General features: G+C 44.3%; 15 protein-coding genes and 2 tRNA genes. 7 read left to right on the plus strand and 10 right to left on the minus strand.

The window, feature by feature from the left end; genetic code table 11:
* Positions 1–15: 15 nt before the first annotated feature.
* Together KT990_RS08435 and KT990_RS08440 are read right to left on the minus strand one after the other, a co-directional pair.
* Positions 16–1,380, minus strand: coding sequence for an MFS transporter (locus tag KT990_RS08435; RefSeq protein ID WP_034608840.1), 1,365 nt, complete (start codon positions 1,378–1,380; stop codon positions 16–18).
* 153 nt (positions 1,381–1,533) lie between these two features.
* Positions 1,534–2,622 carry a DUF475 domain-containing protein gene (locus KT990_RS08440; RefSeq protein WP_004647275.1) on the minus strand — a complete coding sequence of 363 codons (1,089 nt, stop codon included), beginning with the start codon at positions 2,620–2,622 and terminating at the stop codon, positions 1,534–1,536.
* A gap of 221 nt (positions 2,623–2,843) precedes the next feature.
* Here KT990_RS08440 and tenA point away from each other — a divergent pair, with 221 nt between their 5' ends.
* The 4 genes from tenA (at position 2,844) to KT990_RS08460 (ending at position 8,881) form a co-directional block, all read left to right on the plus strand.
* Positions 2,844–3,515, plus strand: coding sequence for a thiaminase II (gene tenA / locus KT990_RS08445; protein ID WP_218208628.1), 672 nt, complete (start codon positions 2,844–2,846; stop codon positions 3,513–3,515).
* A gap of 217 nt (positions 3,516–3,732) precedes the next feature.
* Complete coding sequence (locus KT990_RS08450; RefSeq protein WP_180001844.1) at positions 3,733–4,101, plus strand: hypothetical protein; 369 nt, start codon at positions 3,733–3,735, stop codon at positions 4,099–4,101.
* Between the two features lie 181 nt (positions 4,102–4,282).
* On the plus strand, positions 4,283–7,114 hold the full coding sequence (gene uvrA, locus KT990_RS08455) for an excinuclease ABC subunit UvrA (protein WP_218208629.1): 2,832 nt from the start codon (positions 4,283–4,285) through the stop codon (positions 7,112–7,114).
* A gap of 417 nt (positions 7,115–7,531) precedes the next feature.
* Positions 7,532–8,881: a GGDEF domain-containing protein gene (locus KT990_RS08460; protein WP_218208630.1), complete on the plus strand. Its 1,350-nt coding sequence runs from the start codon at positions 7,532–7,534 to the stop codon at positions 8,879–8,881.
* Between the two features lie 459 nt (positions 8,882–9,340).
* On the opposite strand, the gene guaA is transcribed toward KT990_RS08460, so the two are convergent.
* The gene (gene guaA / locus KT990_RS08465; protein ID WP_005094597.1) at positions 9,341–10,909 is read right to left on the minus strand and encodes a glutamine-hydrolyzing GMP synthase; all 1,569 of its coding nucleotides are present in this window, start codon (positions 10,907–10,909) and stop codon (positions 9,341–9,343) included.
* Between the two features lie 191 nt (positions 10,910–11,100).
* Positions 11,101–11,463 carry a NirD/YgiW/YdeI family stress tolerance protein gene (locus KT990_RS08470; RefSeq protein WP_005173783.1) on the minus strand — a complete coding sequence of 121 codons (363 nt, stop codon included), beginning with the start codon at positions 11,461–11,463 and terminating at the stop codon, positions 11,101–11,103.
* Positions 11,464–11,734: 271 nt separating this feature from the next.
* Here KT990_RS08470 and KT990_RS08475 point away from each other — a divergent pair, with 271 nt between their 5' ends.
* On the plus strand, positions 11,735–12,373 hold the full coding sequence (locus KT990_RS08475; RefSeq protein WP_218208631.1) for a DedA family protein: 639 nt from the start codon (positions 11,735–11,737) through the stop codon (positions 12,371–12,373).
* Positions 12,374–12,411: 38 nt separating this feature from the next.
* Here KT990_RS08475 and KT990_RS08480 read toward each other — a convergent pair whose 3' ends face one another.
* From KT990_RS08480 to KT990_RS08500, 5 genes are all read right to left on the minus strand, one after another.
* Positions 12,412–13,005, minus strand: coding sequence for a threonine transporter RhtB (locus KT990_RS08480; RefSeq protein WP_174894084.1), 594 nt, complete (start codon positions 13,003–13,005; stop codon positions 12,412–12,414).
* A gap of 197 nt (positions 13,006–13,202) precedes the next feature.
* Positions 13,203–13,595 carry a hypothetical protein gene (locus tag KT990_RS08485; RefSeq protein WP_086044325.1) on the minus strand — a complete coding sequence of 131 codons (393 nt, stop codon included), beginning with the start codon at positions 13,593–13,595 and terminating at the stop codon, positions 13,203–13,205.
* Positions 13,596–13,608: 13 nt separating this feature from the next.
* On the minus strand, positions 13,609–14,445 hold the full coding sequence (locus tag KT990_RS08490) for a ParA family protein (protein WP_218208632.1): 837 nt from the start codon (positions 14,443–14,445) through the stop codon (positions 13,609–13,611).
* A gap of 96 nt (positions 14,446–14,541) precedes the next feature.
* Positions 14,542–14,934: a SirB2 family protein gene (locus tag KT990_RS08495; protein WP_218208633.1), complete on the minus strand. Its 393-nt coding sequence runs from the start codon at positions 14,932–14,934 to the stop codon at positions 14,542–14,544.
* 9 nt (positions 14,935–14,943) lie between these two features.
* A complete protein-coding gene (locus KT990_RS08500) occupies positions 14,944–15,252 on the minus strand; it encodes a BolA family protein (protein WP_004280957.1) in 309 nt (102 codons plus the stop codon).
* A 233-nt stretch (positions 15,253–15,485) separates the two neighbouring features.
* Here KT990_RS08500 and KT990_RS08505 point away from each other — a divergent pair.
* A tRNA-Gly gene (locus KT990_RS08505) sits at positions 15,486–15,558 on the plus strand.
* Between the two features lie 48 nt (positions 15,559–15,606).
* A tRNA-Gly gene (locus KT990_RS08510) sits at positions 15,607–15,682 on the plus strand.
* Positions 15,683–15,855: 173 nt separating this feature from the next.
* On the opposite strand, the gene KT990_RS08515 is transcribed toward KT990_RS08510, so the two are convergent.
* Positions 15,856–17,115, minus strand: coding sequence for a capsule biosynthesis protein (locus KT990_RS08515; RefSeq protein WP_218208634.1), 1,260 nt, complete (start codon positions 17,113–17,115; stop codon positions 15,856–15,858).
* Positions 17,116–17,123 lie beyond the last annotated feature (8 nt).

Raw genomic sequence — 17,123 nt, forward strand, 5'->3', positions numbered from 1 at the left:
TTATAAGAGTTATGCTTAAATGGCTACCTCTTTACCTAACAAGTGCGTTAATTGTTGTCGCGAAGCATCATCAATCTGCTGTTTATCGACTTTTATATAGGCAACTTGCTGTTCAGCCATCACCACGACTTCTTCAATACCACGAATCGCCAAAAGCTGAGAAGTCCATTCGTCAGTTTGTCTGCTTTCCGGCAAACGCAGCACCAGTGATGAAAGATAGCGTGGCTGAGCTAGCCCGAAACTCATCAGCAGCCAAACAATCGCAATCCCGGTCAGGATACTCCAGCCCATCGAGGTATTATTGAGCAGCAACAATTGACCACCGATCATCCCACCAAAGAAGGCACCCAAAAACTGGCTGCTGGCATTCACGCCCATTGCCGTCGCTTTAGACTGGATCGGTGCAGCTTTAGACAGCCAGGAAGGCAATAAGGCCTCCATCACGTTAAAGGCAATAAAGAACAGGCCCAGGCCAATGAGCAAGATATATTTGGATTCAAAACCAAAGACCATCACCATTAAACCCAGAATAATACCGCTAATCGCCACCAGAAAAATCGCGCGCATTTTGTGGTATTTTTCTGCCAGAATGATACTCGGAAAAGCAAAGAACAGACTTAGCACCAACAGGGGTAAATAGACCAAGCCATGACTGGAAAGCGGCAGATCTGCAAACTCGATCAGCTGCGAAGGCACATAAATAAACATGGCTGTGAGCAATAAATGCAGGGTAAACACAGATACATGCAGACGATTCAGATCGCCAATCTGGAGCACCTGTTTCAGTTGGGTCAGATAACCCTGTTGAAAGTTTTTATGATGCCGCGTGACTTTAGGCACCATAAACAGCATCGCAATGGCAGCCAATCCCATCACCGTAGTAACCCAGAACAATCCCGAAATGCCAACCAGACCTGTCAGCCAAGGCCCGAGACTAAATGCCACCACAAAAGACAGACCAATACTCATGCCCATGATTGCCATGGCTTTCATGCGGTTTTCTTCACGCGTGACATCGGCCAGCAAGGCCATGACGACAGCGGATACTGCGCCACCACCGGCAATGGCACGACCGATAATCACGCCATAAATGCTGTCAGACATGGCTGCAATCGCACCACCCAAGGCAAACAGCAGCAGTCCTAAAACAATCAAAGGCTTACGGCTGTAGCGGTCTGCAATCAGGCTAAATGGTATCTGTAATAAGGCCTGAGTCAAACCATAGACCCCGACCGCCAAACCGATCAGTGCAGGCGTTGCATCATCATAGGCCTGCCCTGCCACAGAAAACACCGGGATAATCATAAACAACCCCAACATGCGCAGTGCAAAAATACTGCTCAGGGCAAAGGTTGAACGACGTTCTAAAGCATTCATCATAAATTATGGCGATTGGGTTAATTAATCTGGAGCCCAGATTATAGGACATTCAGCTCATGAAGAAGACATGAATTTTATTTGAAATAAAGATGATGCCAATCTAAAAACAAAAAAGCGCAGCCGGAGCTACGCTTTTTATTCAGGAACAGCGCTTTATTTGTCTAAAGCCGCCTGACGCTTTTTGTATTGAATCGAGGCAAATACTGCCCAGACAATAAAGGCTACACCGATCAGACCGGTTACCACTTCTGGCACATGCAGACCGGTTCCGCTGGCAATCATAATGAAAGCCAGTGCACCGATGGCATAATGCGCACCATGTTCCAGGTAGATATAAGCATCCAATGTGCCCTGCTCAACCAGATAAATCGTCATTGAACGGACAAAGATCGCACCAATTGCCAGACCCAGCATGATGATGACCACGTCTGAGGTAATCGCAAAGGCACCGATCACGCCATCAAAACTGAAAGAGGCATCCAGGACTTCTAAATAGAGGAAACCACCAATACCGGCTTTCACTACACCCGTCGGTACGCCATTTTCATCATGACGAATCGCATTGCCTTCTTCATCGACTTCCGGTTCACCACCGAGCATATGGCTCAAGACCTGCACCCCAATATAAATTACGATGCCCCAGATTCCCGCCATAGTCACTGCCAGACGCTTGGCTTCATCGACATTGGCTGCCATGATTAACAAGGCCACCAGTGCGATAAACACCGACATCGCTGGTACATTGGCCAGATTGGACAGACGGCGTTCCACCCGTCTGAACCAGTGCGTGTCTTTTTCTTCATCCAGGAAGAAGTTCAGGAATACCATCAACAGAAAAGCACCACCAAAAGCTGCAATTTCGGGATGATGTGCCATTAAACGTGCTGAATATTCTTTCGGATCATTCAGGGCCAGACGTACCACTTCCATAAAGCCCAGGTCTGCAGTCACTGCAACAATGACCACCGGGAAGATCAAACGCATTCCGAAGACTGCAATCAGAATACCGACTGTCAGGAACAGCATTTTCCAGAAATGATCCCAACCCCGTAGGACTGAGGCATTGACAACCGCGTTATCAAAGGACAACGACACTTCCATAATCGCCAGAATAGCGGTAATGGTCAGCGCTGTGAGCATGGTTTGCAGGCCTGCGTCAGGACCATGGGTATAACCCCAATACGCAGACAAACCAAGACACACGATCGAAAATGCAATCGAGAAACCAAAATGTTTCAACATACACAACGACCTTGGATAAATTAAATAAATGTATGGCTGCGAAAGAGCAGCAATACGAATAGGAAAAGTTAAGCTAATTATGAAACTTTTAGCGCATAAACCAAAGCACTTCCTGAGCTGTTTTAGCTTATTTTCTGTTTTTAAAATCTGCCGTTCTTTTCAACAGCCCGATCTTTGCTATAGTGCTGCATGGTTTAACTTGAACTGCGAAGGATTTCCGCATGAGTTTTTCACAAGAGCTATGGCAACGTAATCTAGGGCTTTATCAGAAGACCCTGGCTCTGCCCTTTAATCAGCAACTGGCACAAGGCACATTAAGCCGTGAGGCCTTTAGTCATTATGTGATTCAGGATGCACATTATTTATTGGCTTATGGCCGTGCACTGGCAGTCTGTGCCGCCAAAGCATTTGAGGCAGATGATGTGATTCAGTTTGCTGAAGCCGCCAAAATTGCGATTGTGGTGGAGCGTAGCCTGCATGACGGTTTTATGCAGGATTTTGGCATTAGCAAAGACCAGTTCGAAAGTACTCCTCTGACGCTGGCTTGCCATCATTATACCTCTTATCTCACTTCGACTGCATGGTCGGAAAGCTACCCGGTGGTGCTGGCCTCGTTGCTGCCTTGTTTCTGGATTTATGCTGAAGTTGGTAAAGATATTGTCGACAACTCTGCGCCGAATAATCCGTATCAGGCTTGGGTGGACACCTATTCAGGAGAAGAGTTCCACACTGCGGTACGTAATGTGATTGCGACTGTTGACCGTGTTGCGGCGCGTGTTGATGCCGATACACTAGAAAAAATGCATGCAGCTTATACCCATGCTGCCCGTCTGGAATGGTTGTTCTGGGACAGTGCCTTTGAGCAACGCCAGTGGCCTGGTCTGGATGAATAAGACGAATAAAAAAAGCCCTGTTTAAGACAGGGCTTTTTGGTTATAGCCGTTTAAAAAATTTCTGCTGTCATAAACTGATCATAAAAACGGCTTAGTCTGAAAAAACAAGGATAGAACGGGCCGGTATGCTAGACCTAGCTATAAGCCCAAAATTGCCGCACAATAATTGAGAATAATTATCAATTAATAAAATCAATCCCGGAAAGAGGCAGATAATATGGACACTTTAGGCACCGAAGCGATTCGGGCATTTTTCACCCTGCAATGTTGCTGGTTCAACAATGAAGAAATCTATCTGGAACAGGGCTGCCTAGATTGTGGTTCGGCAGCGACTTATCTGATTTACCATACCAACACGCATATCCAGAAACATCTACTGAAATTTATTGAAAAGTATCGCTGTCATCAGGCACGCCGTAATGATTTGCTTGACTTGGATTTTTTCCAAAAAGACTATGAGGACTTTCTGCACATTCTGGAAAATGAAGTGAATTTTTATGCACGTCTGCATCATGATGTGCCACGTGACCGCTACTTTAAAGATATTGAATCTATCTTTGAACGCCGCTATGCAGCGGCTTGTTAAGAACTTCCCTCACGTCCAGTCATTCTGAACAGTGAAGCGATCTACTGTGATATTTCTCGGTATTGTGATGAATTGACCAATCACCGACATAACTTGACGTTTAAAATACTTTTATTTGCACTTGAACATTTTTCATCCGGTATCATATAAGGGTTTTTGATGAATATTCTAGGATCCTTGCATGAGCCAAAGCCACATCCGTATTCGAGGCGCACGTACCCATAACCTGAAAAATGTGAACCTTGATATACCACGCGACAAGTTTGTGGTGATTACGGGACTGTCTGGTTCAGGTAAGTCCTCGCTTGCCTTTGATACCTTATATGCCGAAGGTCAACGCAGATATGTAGAATCGCTGTCTGCCTATGCACGCCAGTTCCTTTCACAAATGGAAAAACCGGAAGTCGATTCGATTGAAGGTCTCAGTCCAGCCATCGCGATTGAACAGAAATCGACCAGCCATAACCCGCGTTCTACCGTGGGTACCATTACCGAAATTTATGACTACTTACGTCTGCTGTATGCACGTGTCGGTACACCCTTCTGTCCTGAACATGACCTGCCGATGGTGGCACAAACCGTCACGGAAATGGTCGATGCAGTCAAAGTGCTGGAAGAAGGCACAGCCTTGATGCTGCTTGCCCCGGTGGTGCGTGAGCGTAAAGGTGAATATACCGCCTTATTTGAGCAGTTACAGAGTCAAGGTTTTGTCCGTGCCCGCGTCGATGGCGAGATCATGGAAATTGATCCGCCACCAGAACTGGACAAAAAGAAAAAACATACCATTGAAGTCGTGGTCGACCGCTTTAAAGTCCGTGATGATCTGGGCAACCGTATTGCAGAAAGTTTTGAAACTGCACTGCGCCTCGGTGGCGATATTGCGATTTTATCCTGGATGAAGGGCGAGCATAACGATCGTGTGTTTTCAGCCAAACACTCCTGCCCGGAATGTGACCGTGCAGTGGCTGAACTGGAACCACGCCTGTTTTCATTCAACAATCCTTTTGGTGCCTGTCCGGTCTGTGATGGTCTAGGGACCCGCAGCCATTTCAGTGCCGACAAACTGATTCCTAATCCTGAGGTCAGCGTTAGCCAAGGCGCGATTCGTGGTTGGGACCGTCAGCGTCCTTACTATTACAGCATGATCCAGAAAGTCGCCGAGCATTTCGGTTTTTCGCTAGAAACGCCGTGGAATGAACTGGATGCCGATACCAAGAAAAAATTTCTGTACGGCACCGGCAAAGAAAAAATTGATCTGAGCTATATCGATGAGCGTGGTCGTCGCCATAATCGGGTCATTCCTTTTGAAGGAATTTTGCCGCATCTGGAACGCCGTTATCGTGAAACTGAAAGTAATTATGTGCGTGATGATCTGGCGCAGTATCTGTCCAATGCTGCCTGTGATGCCTGTGATGGTTCACGGCTGAATGAAATCTCGCGGAATGTGAAAATTCTGGACAAGACCATTGCCGACATTACCCGCATGTCGATTGGTGATGCCGAAAGCTATTATCAGGACATTAACCTAGAAGGCGCACGCGGAGAAATCGCCGACAAGATTTTCAAGGAAATCCGTGAACGTCTGCACTTCCTGGTCTCAGTCGGTCTGAATTATCTCAGCCTGTCGCGTTCTGCCGAAACATTGTCGGGCGGTGAAGCACAGCGTATTCGTCTGGCTTCCCAGATTGGTGCCGGCCTGATGGGCGTCATGTATGTGCTGGATGAGCCTTCAATTGGTCTGCATCAGCGTGACAATGACCGTCTACTGCAAACCCTGATCCGTCTGCGAGACTTGGGCAATACCGTCTTGGTGGTCGAGCATGATGAAGATGCAATTCGTGCCGCCGATCATATTATTGATATTGGCCCGGGTGCAGGTGTACATGGTGGACATGTGATTGCTGAAGGGACTTATGATGAAATTCTGGCCAATCCTGACTCGCTGACCGGACAATATTTGTCTGGCAAGTTAAAAATTGAAGTGCCGAAAAAACGGATTCAGCCACCTAAACCTGAAGAACAGATCAAGCTGATGGGTGCATCTGGGCATAACCTGAAAAAAGTCGATCTGACCATTCCTTTGGGCATTATGACTTGTGTTACCGGGGTATCGGGTTCGGGTAAATCGACCTTGATTAACCGGACATTGTTACCTTTGGCGGCGACCCAACTGAATGGTGCAACCACTTTAACATCGGAAAAGTTTGAATCGATTGATGGCTTGCAGTTCCTCGATAAAGTTGTGGATATTGACCAGAGTCCGATTGGACGAACCCCACGTTCCAATCCGGCCACTTATACCGGTTTATTTACCCCGATTCGTGAACTGTTTTCACAAACTCCGGAAGCCAAAGCACGTGGTTATGCCGCGGGTCGTTTCTCGTTTAACGTGAAAGGTGGTCGCTGTGAAGCCTGTGAAGGCGACGGCATGATCAAGGTGGCGATGCATTTCCTGCCGGATATGTATGTGCCTTGCGATGCCTGTCATGGCAAACGTTATAACCGTGAAACGCTGGAAGTGAACTATAAGGGCAAGAATATTTCCGATGTGTTGCAGATGACCGTTGAGGATGCCATGCATTTCTTCGATGCAATTCCGGTGATTCACCGTCGTCTGGAAACATTGCATCAGGTGGGTCTGGGTTATATCCGTCTTGGTCAGTCTGCTACAACTCTTTCTGGTGGTGAAGCGCAACGTGTCAAACTGGCGCGTGAGCTGGCCAAACGCGATACCGGTCAAACCCTGTATATTCTGGATGAACCGACCACGGGTCTGCATTTTCATGATATTGCCAAACTGCTGGACATCCTGCATCAGCTACGTGATAAGGGTAATACCATTGTGGTGATTGAGCATAACCTAGACGTGATTAAAACCGCCGATTGGGTCGTGGACTTAGGCCCTGAAGGTGGTTCGGGAGGCGGTATGATTGTTGCTGAGGGAACGCCTGAACAGGTGGTAAAAGTCAAAGCGTCACATACGGGTAAGTTTTTGAAAGCGTTGTTGAAATAAGCTATCCAAGATTTATCAGCCCTTCTTTATCTTGCGCTATATATAGCTCAGACTTAGGGGGAGATTTTATCCATCTAATCAGTGTGATAAAAAACGGTGATTGAATCACCGTTTTTTATTTTAAATGAATTATATAGATGTTATAAATATGGCCATAAAAATTGGCTTAGAGGGTGTTGATCACAAGTGATATTGCCTATTTGAATCAAAAAGTAAATATCTCTGCGGCTCCCGCTAAAGACAAGCTTCAATTTAAAAAAATTATTTTTATGGATTTCAATCACTTTTGCAGCTAAAAAATATAATTTTTGTTACGTTTTAAAGTCAAATTTAAGTCAGATACCCAATTTTAGGGAGGTTATTTTTCATCCAATCACGGCATAATAGGCACCTATAAAAATAATACTGGACCAGGACATGTCTGCTCAGCATGAGAATATATATTCAACGGCGAATATATCTTTTCAAAACTCGACGACCGATAAATCACTGAAATTATCTGAATGTGATCTGCAAAACCGTCAGCTGATCGAACAGGCGCTGACAGATCCTCATGCCCGTATTCCTGCCCCGTTTCAGCAATATTTTCACGATTATGTCTATACGCATAGTCATACTGATTTACGTCAAATCAACTATCTGGCACAAATTGCCTTTTTGCTGTATTTCTTTGCCGATATTCTGATTATTCCAGACATGTTTTTTATTTCTGGTCTGATGCGCGTCATCTTGGTTCTAGGCGCTATGCTTTGCTGTTATTACTTGTTTAACACATATAAAAACATTCAGATTCTAGATAGAATCCTGCCGATCGCCACCACTGTGGCTGCAGCTGCATGGATTGGCCTGCTGGTGCTTTCAAGCAGCCCCCATGTTGCTACCTATATTTACGCCTCTGCGATCTTTATTCTCATCGCCAATCTGTGTATACAGACCCAATTTAAAGTTGCGGTCTATTGTTCCATCTTGATTGCCCTGTTTATCATGATTGGAGTGACCCAGTTAATGAGTGCATCTCAAGCCTTTATTTTTACTGTCGTGTTTAGTCCACTCTGGTTTTTTAGCATTTATATTAACTGGAATAACATTCTGAATGTACGGCGTTCCTTCCTGCGCTCTTTGCTGGACGAATGGAACTATCAAACCTTAAAAAATCTGGCACATACGGATGATTTGACCCAGTTATACAACCGCCGCCATTTTGTCGATATGGCTGAACGTTCTATTCATCAATGGCCCAAACATGCCAGCACCTGCCTGCTGATGTTTGATGTCGATCATTTTAAAAATATCAATGACAACTATGGGCATGACATCGGCGATCGCGTACTACAACTGATTGCTGAAGTCACCCGTAAAGAAATGCGCCATAGCGATGTACTTGCACGTTTTGGTGGTGAAGAGTTTATTGCTCTCTTGGAAGATACCCAGCTGCCAGACAGTCTGGTGATTGCAGAGCGAATTCGTTGTGCAATTCAGAAACAATTTGTTTATGCCAAACCGAACCAGCCCATTCGTTTTACCATTTCGATTGGTATAGCAGAACTGGAGTCGCCTACGCAAAAGCTGGAGGAGCTGATCAAGCAAGCCGATATCGCTTTATATCAGGCGAAAAAATCAGGCCGAAATCGGATTGAAGTTTATCATTCCAAAATGCTGGAAAAGCCCAAACCTGCTCCAGCCAATCCCTGGAATGCCTTTAAGCCCGTGACCCAGCAAGGTCATTCAAAGGCCAATCAAACCAAGCAGTTCTGGTCCGCCCTTTAAATAATGAAATCAGGAATATTAGTGAAAGCTTAAATTTTTATAAACTTTACATGGAAAAGTTGCATATTCTATCACGAAGAAAAAATCCTCATAAAAAAGAGCACCGAAGCGCTCTTTTTTATCGGGATATCTCCGATCAACCAGATATTTACTACGTGCATAGCGCTTGGCATCATTCAGGCAAGAAGCCGTGCTACTTGAAACACTGACTGGCGCAGCCATAGCCTTGGCAGTAATTCAGGCAAGAAGCCGTGCTTCGTGAAATCCTGATTGGCGCGAGCATAGCCTTTGCCGTAATTTAGGCAAGAAGCCGTGCTTCATGAAATCCCTCACTGCCGCGAGCATAGCTCTTGGCGTAAAATCGGCTAAAAGCTATCGCTTTTAGAAATCCCTCACTGCCGCGAGCATAGCTCTTGGCGTAAAATCGGCTAAAAGCTATCGCTTTTAGAAATCCCGATTTTACTCCCATTCAATAGTTGCAGGTGGTTTAGACGATACGTCATACACAACCCGAGAAACATCTTTAATTTCATTCATGATACGAGTCGAGATTTTATCGACTAGATCATAAGGAAGATGCGCGAAACGAGCAGTCATAAAGTCCACAGTTTCTACTGCACGCAGTGCAATCACCCATGCATAACGGCGACCATCACCGACAACACCGACAGATTTCACCGGCTGGAATACCGCAAATGCTTGAGCAGTCTTGTCATACCAACCGCTGGCACGAAGTTCCTGCATGAAAATGTCATCAGCAAGACGTAAAATGTCTGCATATTCTTTTTTCACTTCACCCAAGATACGCACACCTAGACCTGGGCCTGGGAATGGATGACGGTAAATCATGCTGTGTGGCAAGCCCAAAGTGGTACCCAATTTACGTACTTCATCTTTAAACAAGTCACGTAATGGTTCAACCAGTTCAAAAGCCAAGTCTGCTGGTAAACCACCCACGTTGTGGTGCGATTTAATCACATGTGCCTTGCCCTGTTTGCTTGCAGCAGATTCAATCACGTCTGGATAAATCGTACCTTGAGCCAGGAATTTTACCCCATCTAATTTACGTGCTTCTTCAGCAAAGACTGCAATAAACTCACGGCCAATAATTTTACGTTTTGCTTCAGGATCAACTTCGCCTGCAAGTGCAGTCAAGAAACGCTCTTCTGCAGCAGCACGGATGACACGAATCCCCATATTGTCAGCAAACATTTGCATCACTTGATCACCTTCGTTCAAACGAAGCAGACCATTGTCGACAAACACACATGTCAGCTGATCACCAATCGCTTTATGCAACAGCGCTGCAACAACAGATGAATCCACACCACCTGAAAGACCAAGTAATACTTTTTCATCACCGATCTGTTGGCGAAGCTGTTCTACACGTAGATCAATAATGTGTTCTGGCGTCCATAGACCGCGGCAACCACAAATTTGATGAACGAAGTTCGACAGTAATTCTGCCCCTTTAGAGGTATGTGTCACTTCAGGATGAAACTGAATGCCATAGAAACCACGAGTTTCGTCAGACACCATCGCAATTGGACAGCTTGGAGTTTGTGCAGTGATCTGGAAGCCTTCTGGAATACGGGCAACCTTGTCACCATGACTCATCCAGACATGCAACTGGTTTTCACGGTCCTGTAAATTACCGATCAGCTTGTCACGTACCACGATATCTACTTCTGCATAACCGAACTCATGCACAGTACCTGGCTCGACTTTACCGCCAAGCTGTTCGCACATGGTTTGCAGGCCATAACAAATACCCAATACCGGCACACCGAGCTCGAATACCACTTGTGGCGCACGCGGGCTGCCTTCAAGGTGAACGCTCTCAGGTCCACCAGACAAGATGATACCGTTTGGATTAAATGCACGAATGTCTTCTTCAGACATATCATAGGCATACATTTCAGAATATACACCAGCTTCACGGACACGGCGTGCAATGAGCTGACTATATTGAGAACCGAAATCCAGAATCAGGATACGATCTTCAGTAATTTGAGTATTGGTAGTCATGACGAACAACTATGAAAGGCAAACGAAAGATAAGCGCCGTATTCTAGCATTTTTCTTGTGTTTAAGCACACTATTCCAATTGGTTTAAATATTAAACAGTTAAGAAATTTCAGAAAATAATGCCCTCATTTTTGACTGGTTCACAGGAGAGCAGAGTTTCGCTGCTTTCCTGTTCCAGCCAAATGAATGGTTTATTTCACGCGTTCAATCTGAATCACTTCAATATCGGTGGGTTTGTTGCGGTGCGTATCGACCTCGCCCCAGACTTCTACCCGATCGCCTGCTTTGAGCTTTAATCTTTTCCAGTGGTCGTCATCCACATCAATCATGATGCTGCCGGTTTTATCTCTTAATTCAAATTCGTCACTTTGTGCTGCACGCTGTTTGACGATCTGCCCCCTTAAGGTCACGCCGGTTTCATCTTTCATTTTATGTGCCTGAGCAATACTGACTACATTCTGTTTTGCTTCCTCCAGAATAGCCTGATCTGATTTAGCCCAAAGTGCCGGACTGGCAGCTGCCAGAACCAGTGTCGCCAGAATATATTTTTTCATGTGTTTTGACCTGCCATTTTTATGATGATTCTATGATCTAAACAGAAAGCCGAAATAGATGCCGCAAACGTTGTGTAACGCCATGATGAACTTGTGTTGTCTGCTCAAAAAGCCCCAATAAAAATATGCTCATACCCTGATACATCCATTTTAAAAGTGAAGGGATTCGCCCGACAGCAGAAAAATAAGCCGCAAAATAGTCGACTTTTATTACTGACTTTATAGGTGATCGCTGTTAGGATTTGAGCACACTTTTGCTTGTACTGGGCTCATGGAACTGATTGATTTTATCTTGCATGTTGATGATCACTTGCTTGAATTTATCACCAATTACGGGATCTGGATTTATGCCATTCTTTTCCTGATTATCTTTGTGGAAACAGGTTTGGTGGTGATGCCGTTCCTGCCCGGCGACAGCTTGCTATTTGCAGCAGGTGCTTTGGCAGCGTCTACAGGTGTGATGGATCCCTGGGTACTGATTCCGCTTTTATTTGTTGCGGCAGTATTGGGCGATACCCTGAATTATCATATTGGTAAATATATTGGTCCTCGGGTTTTCGAGATCGAATCGCGCTTTATCAATAAAAAACACTTATTGGCGACCCAGCAATTCTTTGCCAGACATGGTGGTAAGACCATTATTTTTGCGCGTTTTGTTCCTTTTGCCCGTACCTTTGCACCCTTCGTCGCCGGTGCTGGCAGCATGAATTACAAATATTTCCTGACCTATAATGTGATCGGTGCATTTGCCTGGATTAGCTCATTTGTCATTTTGGGCTATATGTTTGGCAATATGCCGATCGTCAAAGACAACTTCACCTATCTGATTTTTGGCATCATTATCTTAAGTGTATTGCCAGGTGTGATTGGCTTTATCCAGCAAAAACTTAAAAAAAGCAAAACAGCTTAAAAACTTTTTACATTAAGATTCTTTTACAGCCTGTGCGTTTAATCCCAGAGCTTGATCAGGAGTGGGATCAGACAAAGCAGAACAAATAAAGCCGCGCCTTTATAAATAAGGCCGGCTTTTATTTTTTCAGATGGACTGGTCAAAATAGCCTGACCAAAGACCATCCAGAAAATCCCGACCGGAACGGTGCTCAAGCTAAAGGCAGCAAAAACCAGAACGAAGTTAGTCGGGCTTTGCCAGGTTTCCATCGGTAAAATTCCGGAGGCCAACAGTGCTGCTTTAGGATTTTTTAGGGTAGTTGTAAACATTTGCCAGGGGCGAATCTGCGGATGGTTCTTGCTGTAACGTTCTAACTGCTGAGCCTTATATAAATGCAAGGTCATCCAGCCCACACAGATGGTACTTAGTACATAGACCAAGCCTTTAAAATTTGGCCAGATCGGTGATGCCAGATGAATCAACAAAGCCCAGACATTAATGGCATAAAAATAGCCGAGCAAAATGGCAGGAAGATAGAGACTGGTTTTGGCCTGCCCCTGCTGATGGGCAGAGCTGGCCACCAAGGCATTGGCGGGCCCTGGAACCATCAGCACAGCAATGAGTCCTAAAACAAATAACCAATTTTCAATCATCGCGATGAACTATTCCGGACCAAGGTTGTAGCTTAATCAATATGGGAGTGTGATAACAAGCTTATAAATTTCAGATTTTTATACAGTCTGGTCAATTTCCAGTGAGTTTTATCTTAATTTAAGTCACACTTTTCTTGTTTAAAACAATAAAAAATGCCGACCTGAAGTCAGCATTTATTTGTTTTATATTGAATGATTTATTTAGGCGTCGCCTGCCGAACGATGATTGGACAGTTCTTATAACGCGCGGCCTGTACAATCGCTTCCTGCTCGCCTAAAAGCCGTGCCAGTTCGGTTCTTTTGGTATCGGATGACTGTCCCATATTAACTGAAACACTCGGACCAATACCCCAGCCACCGCGACTGCCCCAGCCACCGCCAAGACCAACGCCCACACCGACGCCAGTACGTTTCGGTGGCTCAACGCCATTGTCGATATACTGCTGAATACGGTTATATTCACCCTGTAGTTGCGAACAACCCAAAGTCTGATACAGGGTTGGCGACACATAAGTCGGTTTTACCGTCGTTGCACAGGCGCTCAGTAATGCAAGTGCAGCAATACTCAGGCTTATTTTCACAAGTTTCATAGCTCACTCGATCTTAATTCTGCTCTATCTCATTGAACAACGATTGATAGGCCTGAGTCAATTTATGATCAGTAGCCAAATGAATCAGGGGCTGATTTTTATGATGAGATTCTTTCATTAAGATGGAGGGCGGTAACATACTATTGAGTACGGGCAATCCTTCATCTTTCAGTTGCTGCACCACTTCACGCGGCAATTTGGCCTGTGCCTGAAACTGGTTGACGACAATACCTTCAATTTCCAGCCCTTCATTATGGTCATCTTGGGTTTCAATCACATTTTCAATCAGGGTCTGCAGGGCGCGTTTAGAAAACACGTCACAGTCGAAGGGAATCAGCACGCGGTTTGCCGCAATGAGTGCAGAGAGCGTAAAGAAATTGAATGCAGGCGGTGTATCAATAAACACCCGATCATAATGTCCTGACAGTTGTTGCAAGGCATCTCGTAGCTTATAAATCTTGTGCTTGGACTCAAGTGCATGGGCCAATGCACCCAGCGTTGGACTGGCCGGAATAACATCGAGATGTTTAAAAGAGGATTGATGCACATAGCTTTCCAGGCCTTTACTTCGGCTTTTTAAGATCGAGCCAATCGCATTACCAAGCAAGCCCTTGCTTTGCTGATTACCAAGTACATCTTCAAAATAGTTTTCGATATTCGGTTCGAGTGCCGGCTTGTCACTAGAATACGTCGCATCATCGCCCAGCACATACTGGCTGGAATTGGCCTGCGGATCCAGGTCAATCAATAAAGTCTTTAAGCCCTGATGTGCACTGATCGCTGCCAGATTGACAGTAATACTCGACTTGCCTACCCCACCCTTTTGATTAAATACCACACGTGTACGCATGTCCCCCTCCTCACATTTTTAATTACTTTTACAACATTTGTATTTTTTAATTATTTGCATGGGCTGGCTGTGCTGATCATCACAGCCAGCCTGCTTTTAGCCAAAATTCGGCTTGATCATCACCAAAACCAGAATAGACACCAATGAAACTACAGCAATAACTAAGCCAGCACGACGCTGCGACAGCAAGATCGAATCATCTTTTTTATAGGCTTTGCCTAGCGAGGACACCAGTACCAAAAATAAAATGACTTTGGCATAGAACCAAGGCTGTACATCAAAGTCTTTCAGGACGAGCGACATAATACCGGTCAGTGCAATTACCGTGATGGCTAAATGCTGTAAGGCCACGAGCGCTGTACGTGCCACCGGATTAGGTAAATTCCCTTGTGTACCGACAAACAAGGTCAATGCGCGGGCAAGAATAGCGACAATGGCCAGTCCTGCTGCCGACATATGAATAATCTTAACTAAAAGTTGGGTTTCCATCATGTCCTCTTAGTTTTTTGGTGCGTGTGCACAAGCCGGACTGGTGGTGTCCTGACCTGCCCATTCTTCAGGCAAAAATGCATGAATGGCCAGCGCATGAATCTTGTCTTTTGACAGCAGATCACCCGCAGCAGCATAAACTTTCTGATGACGCTGGACTGGACGTAAACCGGCAAAAGCCTGACTCACAATCACGGTTTTAAAATGCGATTCTTTTCCCGGAAAATAACCGCCATGACCCGAAGATTCATTCACCACTTCCAAATGGGTTGGGGATAATTGCGCCAAACGGTCTTTCAGTTGTTGTTCTAAGCTCATGGCCGGACTCCAATTTTGAAAAATATGGTTTCAGTATACCTTGTTCTGCTGAGTATTTCGGTAATCTGTTCAGGTGCAATCCGTTGATTGTGGCGAAGTTTCATTGATTTTCATATGAATATTGGTTATTTATTGTCTGGTCTACAGCATTTTGCTTTTATTTTATGCAATTGATGCAAGATTTTTAACAAAGGTGTTGACCACATTTTTGCATGCTGTATTATACACGGCATGCGGGAATAGCTCAGTTGGTAGAGCATAACCTTGCCAAGGTTGGGGTCGGGAGTTCGAGTCTCCTTTCCCGCTCAAAATTTTTTAATTTAGTTTTTTCATTTAAAAAACTTTATAGACTCCGCGGGAATAGCTCAGTTGGTAGAGCATAACCTTGCCAAGGTTGGGGTCGGGAGTTCGAGTCTCCTTTCCCGCTCCAGATTCTAAAAAAGCCCTGATCGAAAGATCGGGGCTTTTTTATTGTGTTAAATCTCTTATTATCATTATTTTTTTAGTAAAGATTAAACAAAAGTACTCAAGGATCTTTCCTAGAAAAGATCCCTAAATTTTATAAATAATTACTTATATAAACCAGTAATGATCTCATCTCTATCAGATAGAAACAGGATTATTGGCTTGTTGCATTTCAACATCTACCTCGATATGTGATAAATCATAATCACCCATCCAAGGAGAATCACCATAAAAAGCCCCATTCAATTGGGAATAATTAATCAGCTCTTCACGGAAATAGTTGAAATACACCTGATCGACCTTGCCTGGATTTCTCCAGAATTTAGCCAATGGACGTTGGTTGGTCAATTTAGGTAAATTATAAAGTGCATACCCCAATACCTTGACAGGAATATGGTGATATAAAGCTTGAATGCCTGTCGTACTGTTTACTGCAACAAAACCCAGACTATTTTTTAATAATGTAGGCAAATGAATATCACAAAAATAGTGAACACGCCCTTCAACATCGTGAGACTTCGCTAGCTTACGAATATAAGATGCATAATTACGATAGCCCCGATCCATCGGATGATGTTTGAGCACCAAATGATGATATGGATCTGCATGTTGTGCAAAATCCTGAATGACCATTTCAATGTACTTTTTCATGCATTTTAAATCAGAATGGGTACGAATTTGAAAGTCATTATGTACTTGTAGTGCAAACACAAAATAACGTTTTTTATAGGCCTGTATAAATGCATTAAACCGCTTTTCTTCTACGAAAGAATTTTTAATCCGTCGCACACCCGACCAGACCCAATAATAAATTTCTGACCAGATACTCATCTGCCGATGATGTTTATAATGCGGGTATTTCCAGGAGAAAAGCAGCATAAATACATAATAGACCATGACACTGATCAGCATTGAACGATAACTATTATTGACTTCAGATACTTTTTTCACTTGGGTATTTTTAGGTTTTTTTGTTTTTAATTTTAAATGCGATAAGAAGTTGGAAAAGAAATTTACCCCATCTTGCTCAAACGTAATATAGTTCGGCCGAATATAGCCTTCCTCAAAAGCAAAAAAGTTAATTCGATGCTTTAAGGCAACTTTTTTTGCAGCTTGATGATACTTGCGGCAGTCTCCAAAACAGACCACTGCATCAATCTCTTGAGACAAAAGCAAGTCTTCGATCCAGGTCGAAAAATCGGCATACGTGCCGGTAAAATCAAAGTTGTATTCAAAAGAACGTGAAAAAAATTGATCTCCACCGTTCAGATTCACTTTCAAGCATTGAATGTCATGATCTTTAAGCCAGGCAGAAAAACGATTAAAAAAGTTTCCCATCGGTCCCTGTAATAACAGAACCCGTTCAGCAAGCAATAAACGATTCACATGAACTGACATAAAGAAAT

The sequence above is a fragment of the Acinetobacter sp. F9 genome, assembly GCF_019195275.1.
Lineage (GTDB): Bacteria > Pseudomonadota > Gammaproteobacteria > Pseudomonadales > Moraxellaceae > Acinetobacter > Acinetobacter pseudolwoffii.